Annotated in this window: 15 protein-coding genes; 2 read left to right on the forward strand and 13 right to left on the reverse strand. The window is 67.8% G+C overall.

Features of this window, described 5'->3' with window-relative positions; all coding sequences use genetic code 11:
- Window positions 1–267: 267 nt before the first annotated feature.
- From CTE05_RS16475 to CTE05_RS16530, 13 genes are all read right to left on the reverse strand, one after another.
- Window positions 268–2,118, reverse strand: coding sequence for a hypothetical protein (locus CTE05_RS16475; RefSeq protein ID WP_146847398.1), 1,851 nt, complete (start codon window positions 2,116–2,118; stop codon window positions 268–270).
- Window positions 2,115–2,957 carry a hypothetical protein gene (locus CTE05_RS16480; protein ID WP_146847399.1) on the reverse strand — a complete coding sequence of 281 codons (843 nt, stop codon included), beginning with the start codon at window positions 2,955–2,957 and terminating at the stop codon, window positions 2,115–2,117. The genes CTE05_RS16475 and CTE05_RS16480 overlap by 4 nt, the downstream gene beginning before the upstream one ends.
- A gap of 48 nt (window positions 2,958–3,005) precedes the next feature.
- A complete protein-coding gene (locus tag CTE05_RS20760) occupies window positions 3,006–3,140 on the reverse strand; it encodes a hypothetical protein (RefSeq protein WP_281286195.1) in 135 nt (44 codons plus the stop codon).
- A gap of 128 nt (window positions 3,141–3,268) precedes the next feature.
- Window positions 3,269–4,018, reverse strand: a complete 750-nt coding sequence (locus tag CTE05_RS16485; RefSeq protein WP_146847400.1) for a hypothetical protein — start codon at window positions 4,016–4,018, stop codon at window positions 3,269–3,271.
- A 135-nt stretch (window positions 4,019–4,153) separates the two neighbouring features.
- Entirely contained in the window at window positions 4,154–4,459 is a 306-nt protein-coding gene (locus CTE05_RS16490; RefSeq protein WP_146847401.1) for a hypothetical protein, read from the reverse strand.
- Window positions 4,460–5,486: 1,027 nt separating this feature from the next.
- Complete coding sequence (locus CTE05_RS16495; protein WP_146847402.1) at window positions 5,487–8,066, reverse strand: DEAD/DEAH box helicase; 2,580 nt, start codon at window positions 8,064–8,066, stop codon at window positions 5,487–5,489.
- The gene (locus CTE05_RS16500) at window positions 8,063–10,219 is read right to left on the reverse strand and encodes a site-specific DNA-methyltransferase (protein ID WP_146847403.1); all 2,157 of its coding nucleotides are present in this window, start codon (window positions 10,217–10,219) and stop codon (window positions 8,063–8,065) included. Before CTE05_RS16500 ends, CTE05_RS16495 begins: the two co-directional genes overlap by 4 nt.
- 116 nt (window positions 10,220–10,335) lie before the next feature.
- The gene (locus CTE05_RS16505) at window positions 10,336–11,715 is read right to left on the reverse strand and encodes an AAA family ATPase (RefSeq protein WP_222595502.1); all 1,380 of its coding nucleotides are present in this window, start codon (window positions 11,713–11,715) and stop codon (window positions 10,336–10,338) included.
- A 4-nt stretch (window positions 11,716–11,719) separates the two neighbouring features.
- Entirely contained in the window at window positions 11,720–14,431 is a 2,712-nt protein-coding gene (locus tag CTE05_RS16510) for a hypothetical protein (RefSeq protein ID WP_146847404.1), read from the reverse strand.
- A 25-nt stretch (window positions 14,432–14,456) separates the two neighbouring features.
- On the reverse strand, window positions 14,457–14,795 hold the full coding sequence (locus CTE05_RS16515) for a hypothetical protein (protein WP_146847405.1): 339 nt from the start codon (window positions 14,793–14,795) through the stop codon (window positions 14,457–14,459).
- Window positions 14,792–15,244 (reverse strand): hypothetical protein, encoded by a 453-nt coding sequence (locus CTE05_RS16520; RefSeq protein WP_186814905.1) that lies wholly within the window; start codon window positions 15,242–15,244, stop codon window positions 14,792–14,794. Before CTE05_RS16520 ends, CTE05_RS16515 begins: the two co-directional genes overlap by 4 nt.
- A gap of 367 nt (window positions 15,245–15,611) precedes the next feature.
- Window positions 15,612–17,141 (reverse strand): UvrD-helicase domain-containing protein, encoded by a 1,530-nt coding sequence (locus CTE05_RS16525; RefSeq protein ID WP_146847407.1) that lies wholly within the window; start codon window positions 17,139–17,141, stop codon window positions 15,612–15,614.
- Window positions 17,141–19,066, reverse strand: a complete 1,926-nt coding sequence (locus tag CTE05_RS16530) for an ATP-dependent nuclease (RefSeq protein ID WP_146847408.1) — start codon at window positions 19,064–19,066, stop codon at window positions 17,141–17,143. Before CTE05_RS16530 ends, CTE05_RS16525 begins: the two co-directional genes overlap by 1 nt.
- A gap of 678 nt (window positions 19,067–19,744) precedes the next feature.
- Between CTE05_RS16530 and CTE05_RS16535 the strand changes: the two genes are divergently transcribed.
- A complete protein-coding gene (locus CTE05_RS16535; RefSeq protein WP_146847409.1) occupies window positions 19,745–21,133 on the forward strand; it encodes a hemolysin family protein in 1,389 nt (462 codons plus the stop codon).
- The gene (locus CTE05_RS16540) at window positions 21,130–22,152 is read left to right on the forward strand and encodes a CNNM domain-containing protein (protein WP_146847410.1); all 1,023 of its coding nucleotides are present in this window, start codon (window positions 21,130–21,132) and stop codon (window positions 22,150–22,152) included. Before CTE05_RS16535 ends, CTE05_RS16540 begins: the two co-directional genes overlap by 4 nt.
- Window positions 22,153–22,168: the final 16 nt, after the last annotated feature.

The raw sequence follows: 22,168 nt of genomic DNA on the forward strand, positions 1-22,168 counted from the left end.
TGCCGGGCTCGGGCGGCGCCCTGTCCGCATCGCCAACCGGCCGAGCCTCACCCGCCCACGGTGGGCGCGGGCGGCGGCGCGACAAGGTGCAGGGCAACCGTTTGAGCGCTCGGTCACCACGGCTGTGTCGTGCGGACTGCGCTCCCGCGCAGAGCCAGACGTTCCTGGGCTCGCTCCTCTGTGCCGGCACTCTTGCGCGACGCGACGACCCGGCGCACGAGGTGCACATCGAGCGCCGGGTCGTTGGGAGAGGCGGCCTCCAGGCGATCAGGCAGCGCGAGATTCCCGCGCAGCCGCACCCGCCCGCAGGCGGTCGAGGTGCGTCGCGTCGATCGCCCTGGCCTCGTCGCGGCCGAGGTTCCGGAAGCCCCAGCTCGGCGGATCAGCCCGCAGCAGGGGGTGGTCCACCGGTCCGCGCGCCGTCCGACCGTGCCAGGCACGCAGCTGCTCCTCGTTGAAGAGGCTGATCTTCAGGGCTGAGATGACCGTCGCCATCGCCAGCCCTGGGAGACGGTTCTGCCCTCGTCGCAGTCGCTGTCGGCTCGGGTTCTTCAGGATCCCGAAGATCCCCTCGACGAAGGTCCGCCGCTTGAAGAGCCGGCGCCACGCTCGGTTGCCGTAGTAGTGACGCTGAGCGAGCTTGCGCTGGTGGTGGGTGTCGGTCGGGTCAGGCGTGAAGTCGACCGTCCGGTTGGTGCAGCAGTCTCGGCTGTCCCAGTCGTCCGGCGGCCTGGTGACCGGGTTCCCGACGTCGATCGCGGCCTGGACGTTCGCACCGCCGCGAGCGTGGCAACCGACGCGCGTCGCGACCGCCGGGCACACCCACTTGCTGGTGGCAGAGGCTCCGAGGCCGCTCTCCTTGCGGCTGAAGGCCCAGCGTCGCTGGAAGTCCTCGATCTTCGTGAAGTAGGTGTCCCAGTCCTCCTTGGTCCCGTTCTCGGGTGGTAGCGGGCGGTCGGCCATCGGTGCCATCGGGCAGTGCATCCAGCCGTACTGCAGCTTGGCGCCCTTCACGTCGACGATGCCGTGGTCGTTCTTCCCCATCGTCAGGCACTGCTCGATCCCGCGCTCCGCGAGCGGCACCGCCCATCGCCACGCCTTGAGGTTGGTGTAGAGGTGGTCGCCGATCAAGCCCGTGAAGCCGTGGTTCTTGCGGATGCGGTCGATGATGCGGAGCGAGGCGTCGACGACGTCACAGTTGGCGGGCGTGAGCGCGAATCCATCGACGAGCACGGCCTCGTCGTCGTCCTCGGCGTCGGGGTCGGGCACGCGGCAGATCGTGTGTTGGTGGAAGCCGAAGCCGACCTCCTTCTTCCCCAGCTTGGAGGTCTTGTACCCCCACGCCGCGTCGAGGCACCTGCCCCGGAGGTTCGCGGACGGAACCTCCGGAGCACTCTCGGGGGCCGTCGCACCGTCGTCGTCGATCGCGATGTCGGCGACCTCGAGGGCCTCCCCCGCCGCCTCGGCGGCCTCCATCGCGGCGAGAACACGCTCCGCTCGCGCCCGGTCTGCGGTCGGGCCCTTCGTCCACGCCCACTGACCGGTCGCGTCGATCGCGAAGACGGAGCCCGTCCGGGGAACCGTCGTGACACGGATCAGGCTGTCGACGATCGCCTCCACCGCCGCCTGCCGAGCCTCTCGCTCACCGTCCGACAAGCCGGGCGCCGAGCCGAGGCCGTAGTCGAGGCGCTCGCGTAGCCGCTTCGCGGCGTTCGCAAGGTCGTCGTACCCGATCTCCTCGACCCCGTCCGCCTCCCACATCCGCTTGCGTGGCTTTCCCGACGACGTGAGGCGAGGAGCCTCGGGGTCAAACTCCGCCTTGGCCCGCGTGCCCCTCGACCGGCTCGTGAGAGGGCGCAGGACGCCGATCTTCCACTGAGAGTCGCGGTCCAGCCCTTCGGTCAGGGCCATGTGTGCCCCCCTGATGGTCGTCTCGTGGCCGAGACGGGCGCACAGGTGGAGCCCGATGAAGAGCAGTCTGGTGTTCTCGTAGAGACAGCCGATGCGACCCCTCTGCCCCGGCTTCCGGGGCGGGCAGGCCAGGTCGAGGACGCCGGAGGTGTCGATCACGTGCACCGCCCGGTCCAGCATCTCGACACTGATGTGGACGGCGCTCATCGGGCACCGCCCCGCAGGCTCGCGCCGGCACCGAGCCCCTTGAACTCGAGCCACGGTGCGAGGTAGGGCTGCAGGTCGACGAGCGTTCGAGCGGACTGGAGCCCCGCGGCGCGCAGCAGCAGACCGATCGGGACGGGGTCGGTCATGAGGTCTGCGAGCCACGTGGCGCGCAAGCGGGACTGCTCGATGCGTGGGACGTTGTACAGCGCGGCGCGGTCCGCGATGCGGGCGGCGATGTTGCGGCGGTCGACCTGCTGTCCGAGGACCAGTTCCTCGGCGCCGCGGCCCGCGACAGCCGCGCGGACCAACGCCGCCGCACATGCGCGCACCGGCACGACGCGCGGCCGGGGCCCGGGCACATGCACCGTCAGCCCGGGCTCGCCCTGGTCCTCGATGTGCCCGACGCGCAGGTACCGGATGTCCAGGCTGTCCAGGCCGGCTCCCGCGCCGAGCCCCACTACGGCGGACAGGTCCCGCGCGAGGATTGCCGTCGGCTGGACTCCGGCGACGCGGAAGTACACGGCGCGCTCGCGGGGCGTGTAGGGCGGCTTGACGGCGCGGTGGGCGATCGGCGCCAGGTTCGCCGGCGTGGTCGGCCCCGGGTTGACCGTGCGCGCGAGCGCGAGCAGCCGCCGGCGCCGCTCGGCTCGGACGTGGTCGCCCGCGCCGGGCATGCCGATCCGGATGTACTCGTCGATCAGGTCGGTCGTCAGGACCTTGACGGGGTCGAGCGGGTGGCCGTGGCGCATCGCGTACGCGGCGAGGCCGGCGATGTGCGTGCGGTGGTTGCGGATGCTCTTCTCGCCGTCCAGCGTGCTGGCGACGACGACGCGGCGCATGAACGGACGGATACTCTCCAGCTCGGTGTCCGAAAGCGCCGCGCTGGTTTACGAGTCGATGAGGTTGAGGATGCTCTCGGGGAGCGCGCGCGGCTGGGTAGACGCGGCCTCGAGCTCCTTGATCCTTCGGGCCATCGCGGCGGCGCTGACCTTGCGGGTGCGCCCGGTTCGGGACTTGCTCATGTCTTGCTCCTTCGATATCTGCCACCGGCGGTCGCGGGTGGCGAGACGTGAAGGTGCGCGGTGTGTCCGTGTGCGCAATCGGCGGGATTCGCGTCAGCTGCCTCGAAGAACGGCAGCATCGTTCGAGCTCACGAGCTCACGAACTCACCGAGCGCGTGGGCATGGGTCAGGCCGAGGTCGAGGTCACGAACGGTCAAGCCGCACGTCTCGATGAGCGTGGCGAGCGGGGCGTCGCTCGCCAGCACTTCATGGGTCACAGCCGCGGCGAGCGACCGCGTCGTGAGGTTGAGGCCGTGCCTTCTCGCGAAAGAGCGGGCCCGTATCCACTCGTCGCCCTCATGGCTCGGCGAGCTTCCGCGTGCAGTCCTGGCCCTGCGGGCGCGCTCCACGGCCGCGAGAAAGGCAGATCCGTCTCGATCGCCGGTAGACGCCGCCTGCGCGATTCGGGCCAGGTCGTCGACGATCCCCGGCTCCGGCATGTACAGCACGCGCTCGCCCGGAGCGCGTCGGGGCCGACGTCCTGGCACGCCGTGGTGGCCCGCCTGAAGTCGACGCAGGATCCCACGCACGTTCTCGCGCGTTCCCGAGTCGAGACCCTCGCGCGCCATCGCCTGGTCCAAGGAAAGGAGGGTGTGGTCGGCGACGAGCTCGTCGACGGTCAGTGGCCTGCCGATCCGCTCGAGGTGCCCGGCCGCTGCGGCGATCGCCTGAATGTCCTTCCGCGCTCGGTCCTTGGTCGGGGCCCCGCGCAGGACCAGCGCGATCGCGGCGGGGGCGATCTGCGCCCAGTCCGACACGGACTTGGGCCGGTAGGCGCGGACGTACTGCTCGGCGGACGAAGGCACTTGAGGGACAGAAGGGTTGGCAGAGGGGTCCATGCCTGCCAACGTCCGGCGCCCCGGGGATCGCGCAATGAGCCAGGCAACCGGGCGCCACAGAGCACCCGCCCGCTGGCGTTCGATGCCGAGCCGGAACGGATGTGGCCCCGCCTCAGATCGAGGCGGGGCCACACGTCACGCAGCTCGGGGGCCTACCGACAGTCGGGCCTGTGCTGCGCAGATTCGGCAGTCAGCCGGTCGCGGCGAGTCCGCCGTGTGGAGACGCTCGCCGTCCTGCACCACCCACGACGCGTTCTCGATCGCCCACACAGCCGGGAACTGGATGCGAACCCGCTCCTCGACCTTGTGCACCTCCTGCCACAGCAGGTCGGCGCCCGGCAGGTCGTGAGCAAGGTGCTCGATCGCGGCGGTGGCCAGTCGGTTTCGACGGTGGAGCAGCCGCAGCAGTTCCCATCGCCGGTTCGGTTCCTTTGTGATCATCGGCTCCTCCAGCCGAAGGCGCCCCAGACAGCTCATCTGCCGGGTGACGCGGGCGGGCGCTGGCCCGTCCGCATCACCCGTTGCGGCGGGGCGACCTCTCCCAAGCTGGCTGACCGACCATCTCGCGAGGCGGTCGCCAGCCCCGCCCGGGCCCCGATCGCGCCGATCGTCACCATTCCGCGCGTTGCGCCGCGCTCCGCGATGCAGGCCCGCTCCCGGGTGGTGCCCTCGCACGACGGGCAGGACATCGGCGTGTCTTCAAACCGGGACAGGAGCAACTCCCAAGCCGTCCGGACGACGGCTGCCCCGTTGCACTCGAATCCACGAGCGGCGATGCCCGCCGAGCCCGCGGCGAGCCCCGCGCGCGTGGCGGCAAGGTCGAAGAGGTGGGCCGACGGCAGGGAGCCGACCCGCTCGGGTGTCAGGGGATTGTGCACGGGTGTGGCTCGTGAGGGCGAAGCTGGCACTTTGGCCTCCTGGTAGTCGTGATCGCCGTTCGACGATCACGAGCACTGTGCTCGCGAGGCGCGCATGGGCAGCGGGCACGAAGTTCGCCACCTAGCTGGTTGCGCAATCGCGATCGCCGGTCACCGTGCGTCGCCGCAACCCACTGCACTGCACGTTGACAACTGCACAGCGCAACACGACGGCGGCCGCAGCGCTGCTCGGCTGGGTCTCCGGAATGGAGGTGATGAGACCCCACCCACCGAGCAGCGCTGGGGCAAGCCGCAACGTCCACCGCCGCCGGATCGTTGGGACGGCTCGCCTCGGATCGAGGGCCCGCACACGTCGGCCGACCAGGAGCGTGGCGTCTCCGGTCCCTCCTAGACGTACGCCAGCGCAAGAACGCGCCGAACGTACTCGGACCCAGCCGTGAGCAGATCAGCTCGCGCTACAGCGCGGCACTCGACTCGCCCTGCGGTGCGTCCTCGACGAAGTCACCCATCTCGCGGGCAATCGCTCCTGCCACCTGGACAGGGCGGAACTAGGCCCGCTGTCCGAGGAGCCCCACAACGAGTCGTTGTGCCTAGGAGTAGTTCCGGGCGACCGGCTCTAGGTACAGCGCTTCGACGGCACCCGTCCACGACCGAACGGTAGCCCGCGTGTCAGAGTCCTTAAGGTCGAGCAGGCGCATCCGACCGCCGACCTTGTCAAGCGCCTCGATCCGGTGGAATCGGTCGCCGAACTCGTTCGCGAAGTCCGCGAGCGCGCGTAGCTTGATCATCGAGTCCTCGAGGTGGTGACCGTGCGGGTCGACGATCGAAGCCTTGACCTCGCCACCGATCTCGTTGAAGAAGATGAAGTCCGCATGCATCGATCGCCAGTTCCCGAGGTCGTCGCGGTACACGATTCCGAGAGAGTCCACGGCTGGCCGCGACGGGTTTCGGTACCACGCCACCGAGTCGGGCCTGGCGATTTCCGCGCGGACAACGTCCTGCTCCCACTCGTTGAGCGACCCAACGGGGAACTGGCCGCGCTCGTCCGACATCAAGTGCTTCTCAACAGTCGGCGCCGCCACCCACGCTAGGAGCTCATCTGGTCCGGCCACGGCGAAGTCTTCGATCCGGGTACGCGGGCGACGTAGCGTCGTGATCTGCGGGTTCGCCGCGAGAGCCCGCACGTCCTCGTACACCTGCTGACGCTCGTCCGAGAGTCCACGAATGGCGACTCGGTAGCGGTCGAACCACTCGTCGGACATCTTGTCGGCCTCGGCGTCGAGTCGCTCTCGGATCTCCTTGACCGTCGCCAGCGCAGCGGTGGTCACGTACGAGTCGCGCAGGTCGTCGTCCTCCCCGGCGTGGTGGTTCAGGTATGACATCGCCAACTCGCCGCCGAAGGCCTTCTTTGCGAAGTCGAACCCGACACCGATCGCACGGTCGTCGGCAGTCTCGACGAACGAGGTGTACGTGACCGCCGAACCGCCACGAGCACCTACGAGCGTCTGTCCGTGAACTCTCAGGATCTCGCTCACCGCGTCGTCGAGCTTTCCCTGATACCGAACGGCGTACCCGTCCAGGACGGCGTGCATCTCTTGGAGAGCCATTCCGACGGCGCCCGGCTGGAGACTGTCGTTCGACAACTCCTGTGCCAGCAGAACGAGGCGCTTCACGGGCGCCACGCCCCGCTGCGGCACGACAAGGGTTGGCAGGCCGTCCCACTCCTCCCAGACCCTCTGAGGGATCGACAGGTTCGGGTGCAGCTCGCGTCCGTCCAGGACCACCTTCTGAGCGCCGCCTGGGATCTCCGGGATGAGGCCGGTCATGTACTTGACGACGTTGCCTGCCGTCGTGCGGTCGAAGAACGGCAAGATGCAGTCCACGGCGTTTAGACGTTCGTCACCCGGCACGCGGCGCGCGAGCGGCGTGCGAATCATGCGGCCAAGCATCTGCGTGATGTGGGTGTGATCCTTCGCGGGCCGGAACGACACGAGCACTTCGGCGCGGGGGCAGTCCCACCCAGTCGAGATCGCCTCCTTGGCGACAAGAACCCGGACAGACTTGGTCTCCTCGACGCGCTGCGGCTCGATCCAGTCGACGACCCACGACCCGAACTCCTCTGTGCCGCCTCCACCGCCGAACACGTGCCGGACATTCGCTAGCCCCAGCCCGGGAATCTCGGCAGCGACCGCGTCAAGCGCGGCCCCGATCTGCAACGGGTCAGGCAGGTTCGGCACCTGGAGCACCATCAGAGGCGCAACGGTGTCGGCCGAGTTCTGGCTATTCGCGTACTTCACCCAACGCTCGCTCGACTCTCGCAGCTTGCGCGCCGCGCGCGTCACCAAGACAGTGTCGAAGTTTCCGGCCTCAGCCGGGATGTCGAGCACGACCGTGTCCTTTAGGAGCCCTGAGTCCACCACCCGTTCAGGGTTGACCGACACCTCAAACGTCCGTCGGGTGTAGCCCGCGGACGTTTCGAGGTTCTTCATCGCCTCGCGGAACCGGTCGATCGTGGCGGAAATACCTAGCACGATCGGAATCGGCTGCCCGATGTCGATGCCGTTGACGAGGCGAGAAACGATGGTGGCTCGCTCTGTCGACGTCCGCGTGTTGAACCCTCGATGCGCCTCATCAAGCACGAGGTAGAGCGTTCGGTCCTCTTGGTCGACGGTGTTGGCAATCGTCTCCCAGATGTTCCAGGCGAGGTCATCGGGCGGGATCACATTGTCGAAGAGCGTCGCGTCGCCACCACGCTCCTCCCATCCGCGGGTGAGACGTGCACCCCTGGCGAGCTGTTGCGTGTTGAGGAAGTAGACCTTGCCCGCATCGAGCATCGGCACCGGACGCCACAGACCTGCGCGGACGGTGACGAGCCTGTCATACGTCAACCTGTCGGACGCCTGCGTCAGGCGGGTCCGCGACTGGTCGTTGAGGTTCGGGTCGTCGGAGAACCAGATGACGGTCGCAGTCGGGTCGGCTTCGAAGTCATCCGAGCCGAAGAACAGCGACTCTATGATCGCGGCTGCCATGACGGTCTTCCCTGAGCCCGTGGGCGCCGTGAGTGCAACGGCAGACTCTTGCCCACGCGCATAAAGGCCGAGCGCGGTTCCCAGGTTGCCGAGCACCTGGAGCACGCCGTCGACCTGGTAGTCCTTGAGCGTGTACTTCATCGCTGCACCGCCCGGATCGCGTCAATGCGGAAGTTCGTAAGGTACGACTCGTACAGCCGAACAGGCTCAACGGAATCAGGCAGATCGCGGACGACCGCCTGAAAGAGCCGCTCATCGTCCGTTACGATGAATGCGTGCGTGAGGCCGTCAGCGGCCCGCACCGCATCCACAAACTCGTTCACGTGATCGAGGTCGACCAGGACCCCGTAGGTCTCAGCGACATCCCAGCCGACGGCCGGGATGGCCTGGATTTGACGGCCGTGCAGTCCCGCCCGGATCCACAAAAGCAGCGAGATTCTTTCAAATTCTCGGTTCGCCTGAACTCGAAGCGGCGACTCGTAGGTAAGCGTGAAGCACTCGAGGTTCTCGTCGAAGCCCTCGGACATGGGGAATACATCGGTCACCTTGTATTCACCGTTGATCGGTTCACCCTGTGGAGTTCGCCCGGTAATCGCCGCGCGGATCCGAGGCTTAGTGATGTACTCGCAGATACCCCATTGCTCCCATTCGGCATCGCCAGGTCGGAGGTTCTTTTCGCGGAGAGCCTTCTGCTCGCCTGAGGATACTTCGTTATTGGTCACAGAGATCGAGACTCTCCGACCGCCATCTTGCCGGTTAAGCCGCATGACGGCATGGGCGGTCGTGCCGGAGCCAGAGAAGAAATCGATGATCGTGGCTTCCTTCTTGCTCGAAACGAAGAAGCGCAGCACGTCCTCGACGGCGTACAATGACTTTGGGAATGGGAATGCGCGACGGGGAATGAATGCCGAGAGGAGCGTTGAGCCATACTCGGATGCGTTATGCGTCGATATTTTCCACTGAGTTGGAGCAACTCGTCGTGAATCAACCCTGCCGTGGGCGACAATCGAGCCGTCGTCCGCTCGGCCGGCAATCTCGAAGCGATCCGACATGACCGCCGCATACGCACCGTCCGGAAGGTAGTTGATGACATATCCGTAGGGCGTCGGCCGTCCGGGCCTGACGCGTCCCTGCTCAAGGCGGACTGCCAACTCTGGCGATCCGACCTGCCATCGGCCCTCGTCGCCGTTCCTGCGCAACGGCAGCACCGCGACGAGGCCATCGCGGGGTGGGGCCTCGTGTACGCCGTTTGGCAACGGTTCTCCAGCGCCAACTACTCGGGGAACCGTCGGATCGACGTAGATCGGATAGAACATCGTCGGACGGTCCGCCCGAGCCGAGTTCGAACCGCGGCGCATCATCGACGTCCACTCGGGAGTCTCGAGAAGTGTGTCGTCCCGCTCCACCGCGTCAGCCTCCGACCCTGCTGCCGAGCTGGCCCACTCTCCCGTGAGTTGCAGGCGGGCAGGACTCGCGCTCCCAAACATAACGACGAACACGTATTCATCGGTCCGCCGAAAGCCCTTGCCGCGCGACACACCCTTCGGATTGATAACGCTCGAGACCATCTGAATCGTCGCCTCGGGGAAAGTCTGCTCGAGCAGCAGGCCCAATCGGAGATACTCCCGTTCGTCGATGGTGACGATCAGGACAGAGTCGTCTGCGTTGAGGAGTTCCTTTGCGAGGAGCAGCCGACGCTCCATGAACGCGAGCCACTTGGAGTGGCGGTACAGATCGTCGGAGTTGACGTAGTCGTTGTTGTATTTCCAGTCATCGTCTCGCGTGTTGTACGGCGGGTCGATGTAGATCAGATCCACCGCGCTTCGGTGCGTGAACAGTAGCGTCTGAAGTGCGTGGAAGTTCTCAGCGTTGATCACGGCGTGAAAGGGCTTGTCACCGCCACGCTCGACCCGGCCGGTCGAGACGAGACCCGGGTAGATCGGGTCCCGGAACTCGGCGACCACGACGAGATCGTCGATGGACGCGGTGGTGGTCTCGACGTCGTCGGATGTGGGGTGGCGCACGATAGTCGCAGCGCCGTCCGTCACCGAGATGACGCGCCACATCGCGGCGTTGTCCGCATTTGGCGACTGACCGCGCGGCGGCAACACGTGGACCTTGTCGCCGCGGCGCACGGGACGCCCGGGGAGCTCGACCTCTTCTGGCGTATGGCGTTCGAAGTTGAGGCCAAACGCGCGCCGGCCAGCGAGGGCGTCCACCTCGCGCTCGAGGTCGGCCGCCAGGTGCGGGTTGCTCACGGCGATCTGTCGGATAAGCTCGTGGATGCGCGCCACTTCAGTCCTTCTCGTTCGGGTCGGACAGCAGATTCGGCGGGGCGGTCACCTTGACCCGAACGAACGCGCTGAGGATATCCGCGTGCGTCTGCCGAGGCAGACGCCGGTTGCCGGGTTCACCAAGGGGCGTACCGGGACGCGCGGGGGCATCTCGAAGCAGTTCGTCGAGACCGGGGCGAGTGACGAGCAGCAGGCCGTGTGGCCCGGGTCGCGACGACCGCCAGGCGGCCGAACGCGGAGTTGAACTCGTCGAGCTTCGCGGCGCCAGTCAGGGGGTGGACGCCGAAGGTGATTCCGTTCGTCTGGCCCTGCCAGGAGTCAACGGTCGACGAAGTGAGGTCGGCGTCCGTCAACCCGTGAGCCTCAGCGAGGCGACCCACTGCGGCTGCCGCGTCGTCCACCGCCTGGTTGCGGGTAGCGAGCACGGTGATGAGTGGGTCTCCCGACGCTCCTACCGAGCGTGTGTCGGACTCACCCGTGGGCGTTCCCGTTTCGTCGTAGCGCGCGGCGCGGAGCTCAACTCCCGCGCTAAACGCGGCGTCGATGGCGTACTCGACGAACCGCATCAGCGGTTCGTCGACGTCCGGTGCATCCGCGTCCGGCAGCCCGTCGACCTCGGCGAGCACCGGCCTGCCGGTGGCGACCGTCGCCCAGAGTTCTGCCACGGGCGCATCGACCGTTCCGGAGAAGGAGACGACGCGGTCCCCCGGCGCGGCGACGCAGGACAGCTCCGACCACTCCGGGTAGAAGGCGCGCCATAGCGGGAGCTGCTCCGCCGTCGGCCGCCACACTGCGGGAAGCTCGGCGACCCACGTGTCGGCGAGATCGCCATACCCGGTCGGCCACGCCCGGTAGGGGTTGTATCCCGGGTCGCCTCGCCACGGGTTATCCCCGACCTCGAGCGGTGGCAGCTGACCGACGTCGCCGACGCCGACCCACACCGGAGCGGCCTTGGTGACCTTGTCGAATAAGTGGTGGGCGACCTGCCACGCCTCGTCGCAGAACAGAACGTCGAAGGGCTGCTCGCCGTTCTTGCCTGCCCCGAACCGCGACGACTGGCGGCCCAGCTCACCGATCGCGCCCAGCTTGTGGACCGTCGAGACGATCACCTTCGCGGTCGACGGGATGTTCGCAGTCGACGACGCAACCGATGCGTGGTCCCACACGTCCTGGGGGACCGCCCCGACCTTCGCGGCAGATGGGAAGAGGCACACGCGCTCTTTACCGAGGAGTTTGCCGAGCTCAACAGCCAGGGGCCACGTTTGCTTATTCGTGAACGCGACGACAGCGACGCGGTCACAGTTCCGGTGCTCCACCGCGGCCGCGACGAGCTGTCGCAGGACGTACGACTTGCCTGCACCGGCGGCCGCCTTGAGCAGCAGGCGCCGATAGGCGGAGTCGCCGGACAGGACGTCGCGCAGGGCGCCTGCCGCTTCGGTCGCGACCGCAGCGTTAGCGGCAGCCGCGCTCGCGTGGTGCTTCGTCGTTTCAGTCACGCGCTCAGTCCAGGTCGTCGATCGTCAGGTGCTCGGGAGCCGGCGCCTCGGCGGTCAGCGTCTCCGTCGCACTTCCGGTCGGTGCGATGTCGAACGAGTCGGCGTCGCGGATCGGCGGCCATGTCTGCGGGTTGAGCTCACCGCGATCCCGCCGGGCGGCGATCTCGTCGGAGAACTCCGCCTCGGCGACTGCGTGGGGCTTGCAGCACCACTGGTGGCTGGCGGGGGCGTTCGCGAAGTCGTCCGGCTGGCACGCCACCTTCGGCGCCCCGGTGCTGTCGCCGGCCGGCCGGACTACCCGGATCGCCACCGGTCGCTTCATCTCCTCAAACCACTTCTCGGCGACGACTGAGACGATGAGCGCGTCGCCGACCGAAAGAGTCGGAACCACGGACGGAGACCAGCGAACGACAGCTGGCGGGAGGGTGTCATCGAACGGATCCCGCTCGAGCGGGCCGAACGACATACCGATGAACCGGTGTCCGTCCACCCGGACACCGGCCTCGACGGCCGCCGCACCATTGCGGTGCAGGAGGACGACAACGTCCCCAGCCCCGATGCGGCGTGAGTGAACTTCGAGCCGCAGCGGGGTCGTGGAGACGACCACCGCGGTGGCGAGCTGCTTGCTGCCCGCATCTGCCGCGTAATCAGCGGCGACGTGGGGGTTCGCCATCAGCGCCAGGAGAGTTCGCACCCGGTTGTCGTCCTCGATCGCCGGCACGAGGTTGTTTCGCCAGAACCGATACGTCCGCCCGAACCGCACGAGGTCGGACGCGGAGAAGTCGAACCGACGACGCCAGACCGCCTGCGCATCGCCCTCGATCTCCTGGTGGTAGGCACGCAGCGCTGAGACCGGCACGGTGTTGAGAACCGCGGTCGCTCGGGCCAGGATGTCTTGCTCGAACGTGAGCTCCTCACGCACCAGGCGGTCGTAGGCGATTGGGTCGCCCGCGGACTTGCCGCGCTCCCCCACGAGCGCACGGTGGATCGCATCGGATGACCCGACGGAAAGCCGTGCTCCGGGCGTGAAGGGCGAGTGCTCCACTCGGTCCGAGACGTCGCGATGATCGAGGATCTCGGTCGCCTCGGCCCACTCGACCAGGTAGTCTAGACGGCCAGAGTTCGACCCCGGCCCCCCAGCGACAAGGTGCTGCGAGAGCACACGTTGGACGCTCACGACCGGTGTGCGCAGGGTGAAGGCCCGCGCCCGGTCCTCCTCCAGGAAGAATGACACTGCGGCACGAGCGGGACCGGGCAGAGCGGCCGGCAACGCCGCGGGCTCACCGTCGAACGTCAGGGCTGGGCGCCCCGCCTCGACGTCCCTCTGCCAACGCAAGCGGGATATCTCGACGCCAGCCAATACGTCGGCAATCGAGGCGAGCAGGTCCGCAGTAGGGCGGTCGGGCACGACGACCTGCACAGGGGCCTCGGTGGCGCCCGTGCGCTGCGCGACGCGGTGGTGGTACTTCATCGCCTTCAGCAACTCCGTGCCGAGGGCCGTCATTAGAGCGCGCCGGGTGGCGTCGGACTGTGGGTCCGCGAAGAGCGTGGTCGACCACCCGCTCGGCCCGTCGTCCGTGATCCGCTGCATCGAGATCCCGTACACCCCGAGTGCTGCGGCGTCCGACTTCGCGAGAACCACATTCAGAGTTCCCGGCAACCCGATCGGGTCGACCCGCAGCTGCCCCGTCGACTGCGCGCGGCCCGAGACCGTTGCGTTGACGAGCGCGACGGTGGCAGGCGTCGCTCGTTCACTCACCACGCCTGTCCCATCGACGAGGCCAGCGACCAGCGGACGCTCGTTCACCGGAACACCGATCTCGACCAGGAGGTCGAGAGGGTTTGTGGACGCGCGCAACTCGTCGCGGCAGTAGTTAAACAGAGCGCACGACGGGCACGCCGCCGGGTCGAACGTCGCCACAAGGTGCGCGACGAAGTCGTCGATTTGCTGGTCGGCCGAAAATGCGACGCTGCCCGTCTCGGCGTGCCGCTGCACGATGCGCAAGCGGACCTCCTCGCGGTGGTCCGTAAGGTCCTCAACCACTGCAAGTGGCTGCAGGAAGGCGTTACGGGGCACCGCAAGCACGCCGTGGGAGTGCACGTCCATCAGAGCGGGACGCTTGGACCACACATCGAACGCCTCGGCGCCCAGGGCTACCTGCAGGTAGCCCTTGAGCATGCGGGGGTCGTCGATGCGCGACCGGACGCGCTCGTAGTCCTTGGCGTCGCCGGCCACGAGCCACGACCCCGAACCGTCGATCTTCGGCGCCACGACGATGAAGTCCGGCAGGACAGGGGTCGCGTTCGCGTGCTCGAACCCAGGAAACGGCACCGCGGCCCGGTGAATGAGCGTCGCCGCGCGATGCAGGGTCGCCCGCTCGTGCGCGGCCTCGAGCTCGCGGGCCATCGTCAGAACGTCCGTCCTCGCGTCGCGGATGACGACCGACTCCGGCCGCTCGAGCCCCAGATCCCCGACGGAACGCGTGGCAATCTGGGATGCGAACCGCTCGTCGCGAACGAGCCGCTCGAACACCATCGCCCGCATCCAACGAGCTTCGGGGATGCCGGCGGCGGTGTCGGGCTTGCCGAGATCAGCCGCGAGCGTGCGTCGTGCACGGCGGGTGATTATCGGGTCGGTTCCGCGGAACCGAGCGCACGCTGCGTGAGCAGACGCGGCAACTGCGCTGGTGCCGCCCCCGAGTGCTACTGCAGACATGGCCTCCTCTTTCGGTTCGATCCTGTCACGAGCCGTTGACGTGCGAGAGAACCGGCGCGTCCGGGCAAAGCGCCGTCAACCGCTTACTAGGTGTCAGGGCCGCGGAGTCACGGGTAGCGGCTTCTTCTAGGGCAGTTGCGCCGCCGGGAGCCCGGGCAGCTTGCTCGGCAAGGGCGCGTTCGATCTCGCGCTGCTTGTTTCGGGCGCTCCGGCCGTTCATCGTCAGACCGCTCCGAACGATGCGCCCGTCCGGGAGCGTCCAGCGAACACGGTTGCTTCGGTCGATCTGGACGCTGCCGCCAGCTCGGCGAATACGTCGAGCGAGCGGCTCGAGGTCCTTGTTGATTCCGAGGTGATGACTCATCGCGGGCCTTCGCTGTCGCCGTCCTCGTCGCCGATGCTGAAGTCGTCGAACGACGGCAGCGGTTCGTCGAGGATGTCAGTGAGTGTCTTCACTGGTTGCGCGAGGCGTTCCGCCAGGCGTGCCACGTACTCGCGGTCCTCGACCGACAGACGGGCGACGACGTCGGCCACTGCCCTCACCTCGGGCTCCAGGTCCGAGCCGCTCGCTGCGCCGAACCACTCCACCGCGATGGCTTCACTGAGGTGCTGCTCGGTGATGCCAAACAGGGTCGCGAGCCGCTCCCATGTCTCGGGGTTCGGCGGGGCGACGATCCACGGCGTCGAGCCGTTGACGAGGTTGTTGAACCACGCGCTCGAGCGGGCCTCGCCGCTGCGGTTCACGAGGTCCTGGTAGCGGTACCCCTTGGCTCGGAGAGCGTTCACCAGCGCCGTGAACGGCCGCTCCTTCAAGATCGTGGTCATGTCATCTAGAATAGTGATACAGGTTCGCGACGGTCAAGGGGTGAGAACAGGTCTGGGCCCGAGCCGACGTGCTCGGCCCTCCCGGCAACGAAGCGGCGTGGGAGTGGGCCTGTTGGAACCGCGAGCACGCGGACCGCATCGACCCTTCCGACGGTCCGCTCCAGATCGTCAAGGTCACGTGTCGTAGCCACGAAGCACTCCAGCCACACACGAACGTTTGGAGCACCTACGGGCCGCACCGGCGGTAGACCCGCAAGTTCGAACGTAGGCGCTCGTTGTCGAGACCACGAGCAGCTTGATGCCCGAAGATGGCGGCCCAGACCGTCGCCTAGCCAGCCTGACCCCGGTAGTGCGGCTACGTCTCGTCGACGAAATCGAGCTCTTCGTCGTGGGCAAGGCTTCCGCATTGGGTCCTGGCTCTGGTCAGCGCCACGAAGAGCACGCAGTGCTCCGGCTGGGCGCTCGTGAGCCCTGCGGCAAGAGCGCCTTCGTTCGCGCGGGTCAAAACGACGCCGACCCGGGACCATTCGCATCCCTTGGCCTGATGGACCGTGAGCCCCGGGATCAGATCGGACCGGGTCAATCGCAACCGCAGCCGCTCGAGCTCCACCACGCGTTCGGCTTCTGCTTGCTGTTGCAGGCGATTCGGACGTGACCTCGGGCTCATTCTGCCCGCGGCATCGCGCACCATCTCCAGCACATCGACAGCGGGCACCCCGCCAACTAGCGCGGTCAGGATCGGGAAAAGATGCTGCCGCTGGAGTTCCTCCAGACGATCTTCGACGATGCCGAGGTGCACTAGTGCTGACTGCCTTCCGAAAGACTTCCTCCCCAACTTCGCGCGCGTCACCCCATCGAGCAGGAGATTCAGTGCCGCGTCGGTTCGATTGCCGATCGTGCGGAACGCGAGCGGCAGTACGTTGTCACCTACGGTCCATAGGGTTGCCCAACGCCGGCCCAGGGCGACGTTGACGGACGTGCTCGAAGCCGGCGGTACGGTCACGCCGTCCCCGTCCCGAAGGGCTCGCGCAAGGCCGATGGTCTGATCGGTCGCGAAGCGAAACGAGCGGATCATTTCGTACGAGACAAACGGGTGCGCCGCGAGCAGGCTCGTCTCGACCTTCGCCGGCGTTGCGCCCCGCCAGTCGTACAGCGCCTGCCATGGGTCGCCGACGATAGTGAGCGTGGCTGCGGTACTGGCGACGGCTCCGCAGACGAAGATGTCGAGTTCATCAGCGTCGTATATTTCGTCGACGAGGACATGCCGAAAGTTCTGTCCGATCCACTCAAGCACTGCTTCCTCGGCGCCCGGCACGTGCTCCAACGCGCTCCGCAGAGCTCGCCGGACATCCTCGTGGCTTGAGGTGCCGGCAGTGAGAACGGCTCGGTGCGGCCCGACTCGCCCGAATCCATACCTTGGGGCAGCAATCCGTTCGCTCTGACTGTCGATGACGCCGTTCTTCCCGCATCCTGCAAACCTGCGGTAGCTGCCTGAGGACAGGAACCGATAGTCGTTGTGGATACCCCTGAAGTCATCAATCACGTTGATGCGCTTGTGGCCGCCTGGCCACCTGACTAGGCCCACGTCGAGCAAGTGATGCAGGACTCGGACGTGGAAGTCGTCGAATGTCGTCACGAGGTTGGGAAGCTCGACGACGCGGTGGCCCCAACGTGAGGTGATGCGCGACCGGAGCTCGCCGACAGCAGCGCGAGTGAAGCTCAATCCGAGGACGCCGCGCCGACCGTCAACATCCCGGTGGTGCAGGTACCCGAACCGTGCCGCCGACATGGTCGTCTTCCCGGAGCCGGGCCCAGAGACGACGTTGACGAGGCGCTCGTCGGATGCGGCCGCGAGCAGCTGCTCACCGGTTAGCCGGAGTGCCATCAGTCGAGGTCCGTGGCCTCGTCGGCGCCGGTGCTCTCTTCCGCCACTCGTTCTGCCACGGGCGAGGTCGCGTCGACCTCCGGGCCTCGCGGGAGCTGCGGCGCGTGCCCGGCCCACAACCAGTCGAACAGGTCCCGGAGCTGCCCGGGGACGGCGACTGCCGCCGGATTCTCGTCTGCGAGCGCCGCCAGCTCGAAAGCAAACTCGCCTTTGAACTTGCGATTGGACTTCTTGCTGAAGAACCCATCGACGTTCGAGAGCGTCGGTGTCACGCCAAGGTCTTTGCCGATACTCGCGAGCGCTTGGGCCACGATCGCCTCATTCCCGGCGACAAGCGTCGGCTCCAGCGTCGGCCTTGACCAGAACCAGGCGACGTGGCCCGAGTCGGCAAAGTCCTGGTGCCACTGGGGAGGCGTCGGGTCGGGCATCGGGTCGCCGAGGTTGACAGGGCGGTTGTCAGTGTCCGAAAGCACCGCGACTTGGGCGGCGAGCTCGTGCCCGGGTTGCGCCAACAGATGCACGGGCCACTCGCCGATGCGGTTTCCGATTGGCACTACTGCGAGCGCGTCGATGAAGGCCAGTTTCGCATTGTCGCCGCCCGCCCACGCCCGACCGAACGCGCGCAGGAGCGCGGCCTCCGTGATTCCTTCGACTAACACCAGCCGTTCGGCGAAGAGCGCCCCTGAGCGGCTGGCATCCATGTGCAACTCCGCCATTCGGCGAACCTTGCGCCCCAATGGTGGGTCCCAGGGGATGCTTGCGATCAGGCGCGAAACTACGCGGGCGTCGCGGTCCTGCCGGACCACGACCATCTCGTCGGGCTTCGCTCCCGCAATGATTTCACCGGCGTGGGTCGAGACGATGATCTGGAGGTCGGGGCGCTCCGCTACCGAGGCCCGCAGGTACCTGATGAGACCGTGCTGCAACTGGGGATGCAGGTGCGCCTCAGGCTCCTCGATCAGGACGGTGGCGTGAAACAGCGCTGGGTAGAACGAGTCCTGCTCCTCGGCCGCCGCGGCCTCAGCAGCTTCAAGTCTCGCCTGAGCCTGCTCCGGCGTGTCCTGCGCGAGCGTGCCGGTTGCGCTCTGCGCCTGTCCACTCGGGCCGGCCCCTGGATTCGCCACCGGGACGCCAGGAGCCAAGGCGGGGTCCGGCACTCCGGCGAGGGTGACGGCGATGTGAAGCAGGTTCACGTAGCCCAGGCTTGAGGCTTCCAAACGGCGGGCGTCCGCCATGCTGGCGGTCGTAGCAAGGAGCAGCTCGAGCACGCGAGCCAGATACCGGTCGTCGACCCGCTGAGTCCCGATGAATGCGTGGTGCTCTCGGACCCCGGACGTCAGAGTCCGCAGATTCTCGGCGATCCGCTGCTGGACCTCTCGAACTAGATTCTCCACGGTCAGACTTCCAAGGAGGCTCTCGGCCGTCCGCCGCACCCCCTCCAGAGTGCCAGCTGAAGGGTCGCGCTTCTGCTGTGCTCGCAGCAGCTCAACGAGCACATTCGCTTCGCGTCTTGACAGCTCATCCACCGGGTTTCGCAGCGCTGGCAGAAACACCAACCTGGTCAGCTCGTGCCCTTCGACTGTCGACTCCACCTCGGCCGCGCGGACCCGGCCCATCGAGCGCTCGAGCGTGCGCTTCCAGACCGGCGCACCGCCACCGGTCGCGGCCAAGAACTGGCCCAACGCCCCCTCGGGCTTCCCTACCGACTCGAGCGAGTACTCGATCGAGACCGACCGCGGTGCAGGCCCGAGTATCGCCGCATCGGGAGGCACAAGTCGCGGAAAGCGCTCTCGATGCGCCCAGTAGATGGCGTCATTGATGGTTGTCTTGCCGGCGCCGTTCGCACCGACCACGAGGCTGAACCTCCCGGGGAACTCCACGTCCAGTGGCGACATCGCCGCAGCACGGAACCCCTCGACGGTCACCCTGCGCAAGTGCACGACGCCCCATTCCGCAAACGGTCATCCGTACCGAGCCTCGAGGGCCACTTGGACACGCCCGAGTAGGTCGCAGACTCCCACACGACGGGCCTCGCTGTGATCAGATTGAGTGCACGCGCAGGTTCTTGCCGGCACCTGCCGTTCGAATGGAACCGACTGCCCAGCCTCGCTCGTCCGGCTGTGGCCCGGCCGTTGCCGTGCACCCAGCGATAGGTCTCTTGACCGCCCGGCGCGCTCGGCACCGAGCGAGCAGGCTCGATTTGTCCGGGTGCTAGATCTCGAGCGAGAGGGTGCAACGCACGAGCCGCGTTCGTGGAAAGGCGGCGACCACCAGCGCCAACGCGGTTCCACGAAGACCCCTCCCGATGTCGTCGTCGGCCAGGGGCGCGTCTCGCCGGCCTACGCAACCCAGCGCGCAGGTCGCGGGCGAGCGGAGACCGAGGCCGAGTCCGTCGCCTGCGTCGTGACGGTTCACGCAGAGATGACGGTCGACACGTCCCCGGTGCCGGACGGGGCCCGACCGAAGACGCTGGGCCCGGGAACCGCATGCTGGGGTCGAGCGTTGACCGCGGTAGTTCCCCCGGTCTGGAGAGAGATGGACAGCGACAGTACGAGCCCCCTCGAGCTGCACGACACCGATGCGGCGAGAGGGGGGAACCGCTGATGTGGGTGCTGTCCTTGCTCGCCGGGATCGTCGTGGTCCTGGCCATCACGGTGGCCACGGGGTACTTCGTGGCGCAGGAGTTCGCGTACATGGCCGTGGACCGCTCGCGGCTCAACGCTCGCGCGGCGTCCGGTGACGCCGGTGCGACGCGCGCGCTGTCGGTGACCCGGCGGACGTCGTTCATGCTCTCCGGCGCCCAGCTGGGCATCACGGTCACGGGGCTGCTGGTCGGCTACGTCGCCGAACCGCTCATCGGGGAGTCGCTCGGGGAGGCCCTCGGCGGCGTCGGGGTGCCCACCGGGGTCGGGATCGCGGTCGGGACGGTCCTGGCGCTGGCGTTCTCCACGCTGGTCCAGATGCTCTTCGGGGAGCTGTTCCCCAAGAACCTGGCGATCGCCCGCCCCGAACCGGTCGCGGTACGCCTGGCGACGTCGACGACCTGGTACCTGCGGATCTTCGGGTGGCTGATCCGGGTCTTCGACGCCGCCTCGAACGCCCTCCTGCGGGCGCTGCGGATCGAACCCGTGCACGACGTCGAGCACTCGGCGACGGTGCGCGACCTGGAGCACATCGTGGCCGACTCCCGGCAGAGCGGTGACCTGCCCGAGGAGCTGTCCGTGCTCCTCGACCGGATCCTCGACTTCCCGGAGCGGGATGCCGAGCACGCGATGATCCCCCGCGCTCGCGTCGGTGTGGTCCGTGCCGACGACACCCTCGGTCATGTCCGCGCAGCGATGAGCACCGGCCACTCCCGGTACCCGGTCCTCGACGAGGACGACCAGGTCACCGGTGTGATCCACCTCCAGGACGTCCTGGTCACGGATCGGGCGGACTCGGCGCTGGTGACCACCCTGACGCGACCGCCGATCGTGGTCCCGACCTCGATGCCGCTGCCGGACGTGCTGAGCCTGCTCACCGAGGGCAGGAACCAGATAGCCTGCGTGATCGACGAGTACGGCGGGTTCGCCGGCGTCGTGACCGTCGAGGACCTCGCCGAGGAGCTCGTCGGAGAGATCACCGACGAGCACGACCCCGCGCGGCCCGACTACGTCCCGGTGCAGGACGACGGGACCTGGGTCATGGCGGGCGACGTGCACATCGACGAGGTCGAGCGCTCTGTGGGACAGGACCTGCCCCGCGGAGACTACGAGACCATCGCCGGCCTGGTCATCGCGCAGCACGGCTCGTTCCCCGAGGTCGGCACCGTCATCGACCTCGCGCTGCCGCCCGACCCAGCCGACCTGGTCCTGTTCGACGTCCCACCGCCCACCCGCCTGCACATCGAGGTCCTGGAGATCGAGCGCCACGTGCCCTCCACCATCCGCATCACCCTGCCCGAGGCGTCCACGCCGGCGGACGGCGACGACGACGACGCGAGCGACCGATGAGCGATCCCGTGGTCGTCATCTCGGTCACCGTCGCCCTCATCGCCCTGAGTGCGTTCTTCGTCGCAGTCGAGTTCGCCTCTCTGGCCGCCCGACGGCACCGGCTCGAGGACGCGGCGAGCAGCAGCCGGTCGGCGCGCGCGGCGCTGCGCAGCTCGACCGAGCTGACCGTGCTGCTCGCCGGGTCCCAGCTCGGCATCACCATCTGCACCCTGGCACTCGGCGCGGTCACCAAGCCGGCCGTGCACCACTGGCTCACCCCGCTCTTCGAGTCGTGGGGGCTCGCGGCCTGGCTCGCAGACGTCGCCGGCTTCGTCCTCGCCCTGCTGCTGGTCACGTTCCTGCACCTCGTCGTCGGAGAGATGGCTCCCAAGTCCTGGGCGATCGCCCACCCGGAGACCTCAGCCACCCTGCTCGCGGTCCCGATGCGGGCCTTCATGTTCCTGACGCGCCCGATCCTGCGTGCCCTGAACGAGATGGCGAACTGGTGCCTGCGCAGGGTCGGTGTCGAGCCCTCGAACGAGCTCGCCACCGGGCAGAACCCGGACGACCTGCGCCACCTGGTGGAGCACTCGACGAACGTCGGCGCACTCGACGCCAGCTACTCCGCCCAGATCACCGGCGCGCTCGAGCTGCAGACCCTGACCGTCCGTGACCTCGTCCGCCCCGACGCCCGGCTCACCGCGGTCGCTGCGGGAGCCACGGTCGCGGACGTCCGCGAGGCGACCCGAGCCTCCGGACACCTGCGCGTCCTGGTCGGAGCGGCGGGTTCGCCGGCCGTCGGCGTCGTGCACGTGCGCGACGCCCTCATCGAGCCCGCCGACCGGCTCGCCGCCGACCTCATGCGTCCCGTCCTCACCCTGCAGGCCGACACGGCCGTGTACAACGCCCTGACGACCATGCGCGAGACCCGGAACCATCTCGCCGTCGTCCAGCACGACGCCAGCATGATCGGCGTCATCACGCTCGCCGACGTCCTGACCCGACTCTTCCCACGGCCCACGTCCGAGCCGCGCGACTAGCGCGCCGGTGGTCGAC

It is taken from the genome of Cellulomonas terrae, from assembly GCF_007990265.1.
In the GTDB taxonomy this organism is placed as follows: domain Bacteria; phylum Actinomycetota; class Actinomycetes; order Actinomycetales; family Cellulomonadaceae; genus Cellulomonas; species Cellulomonas terrae.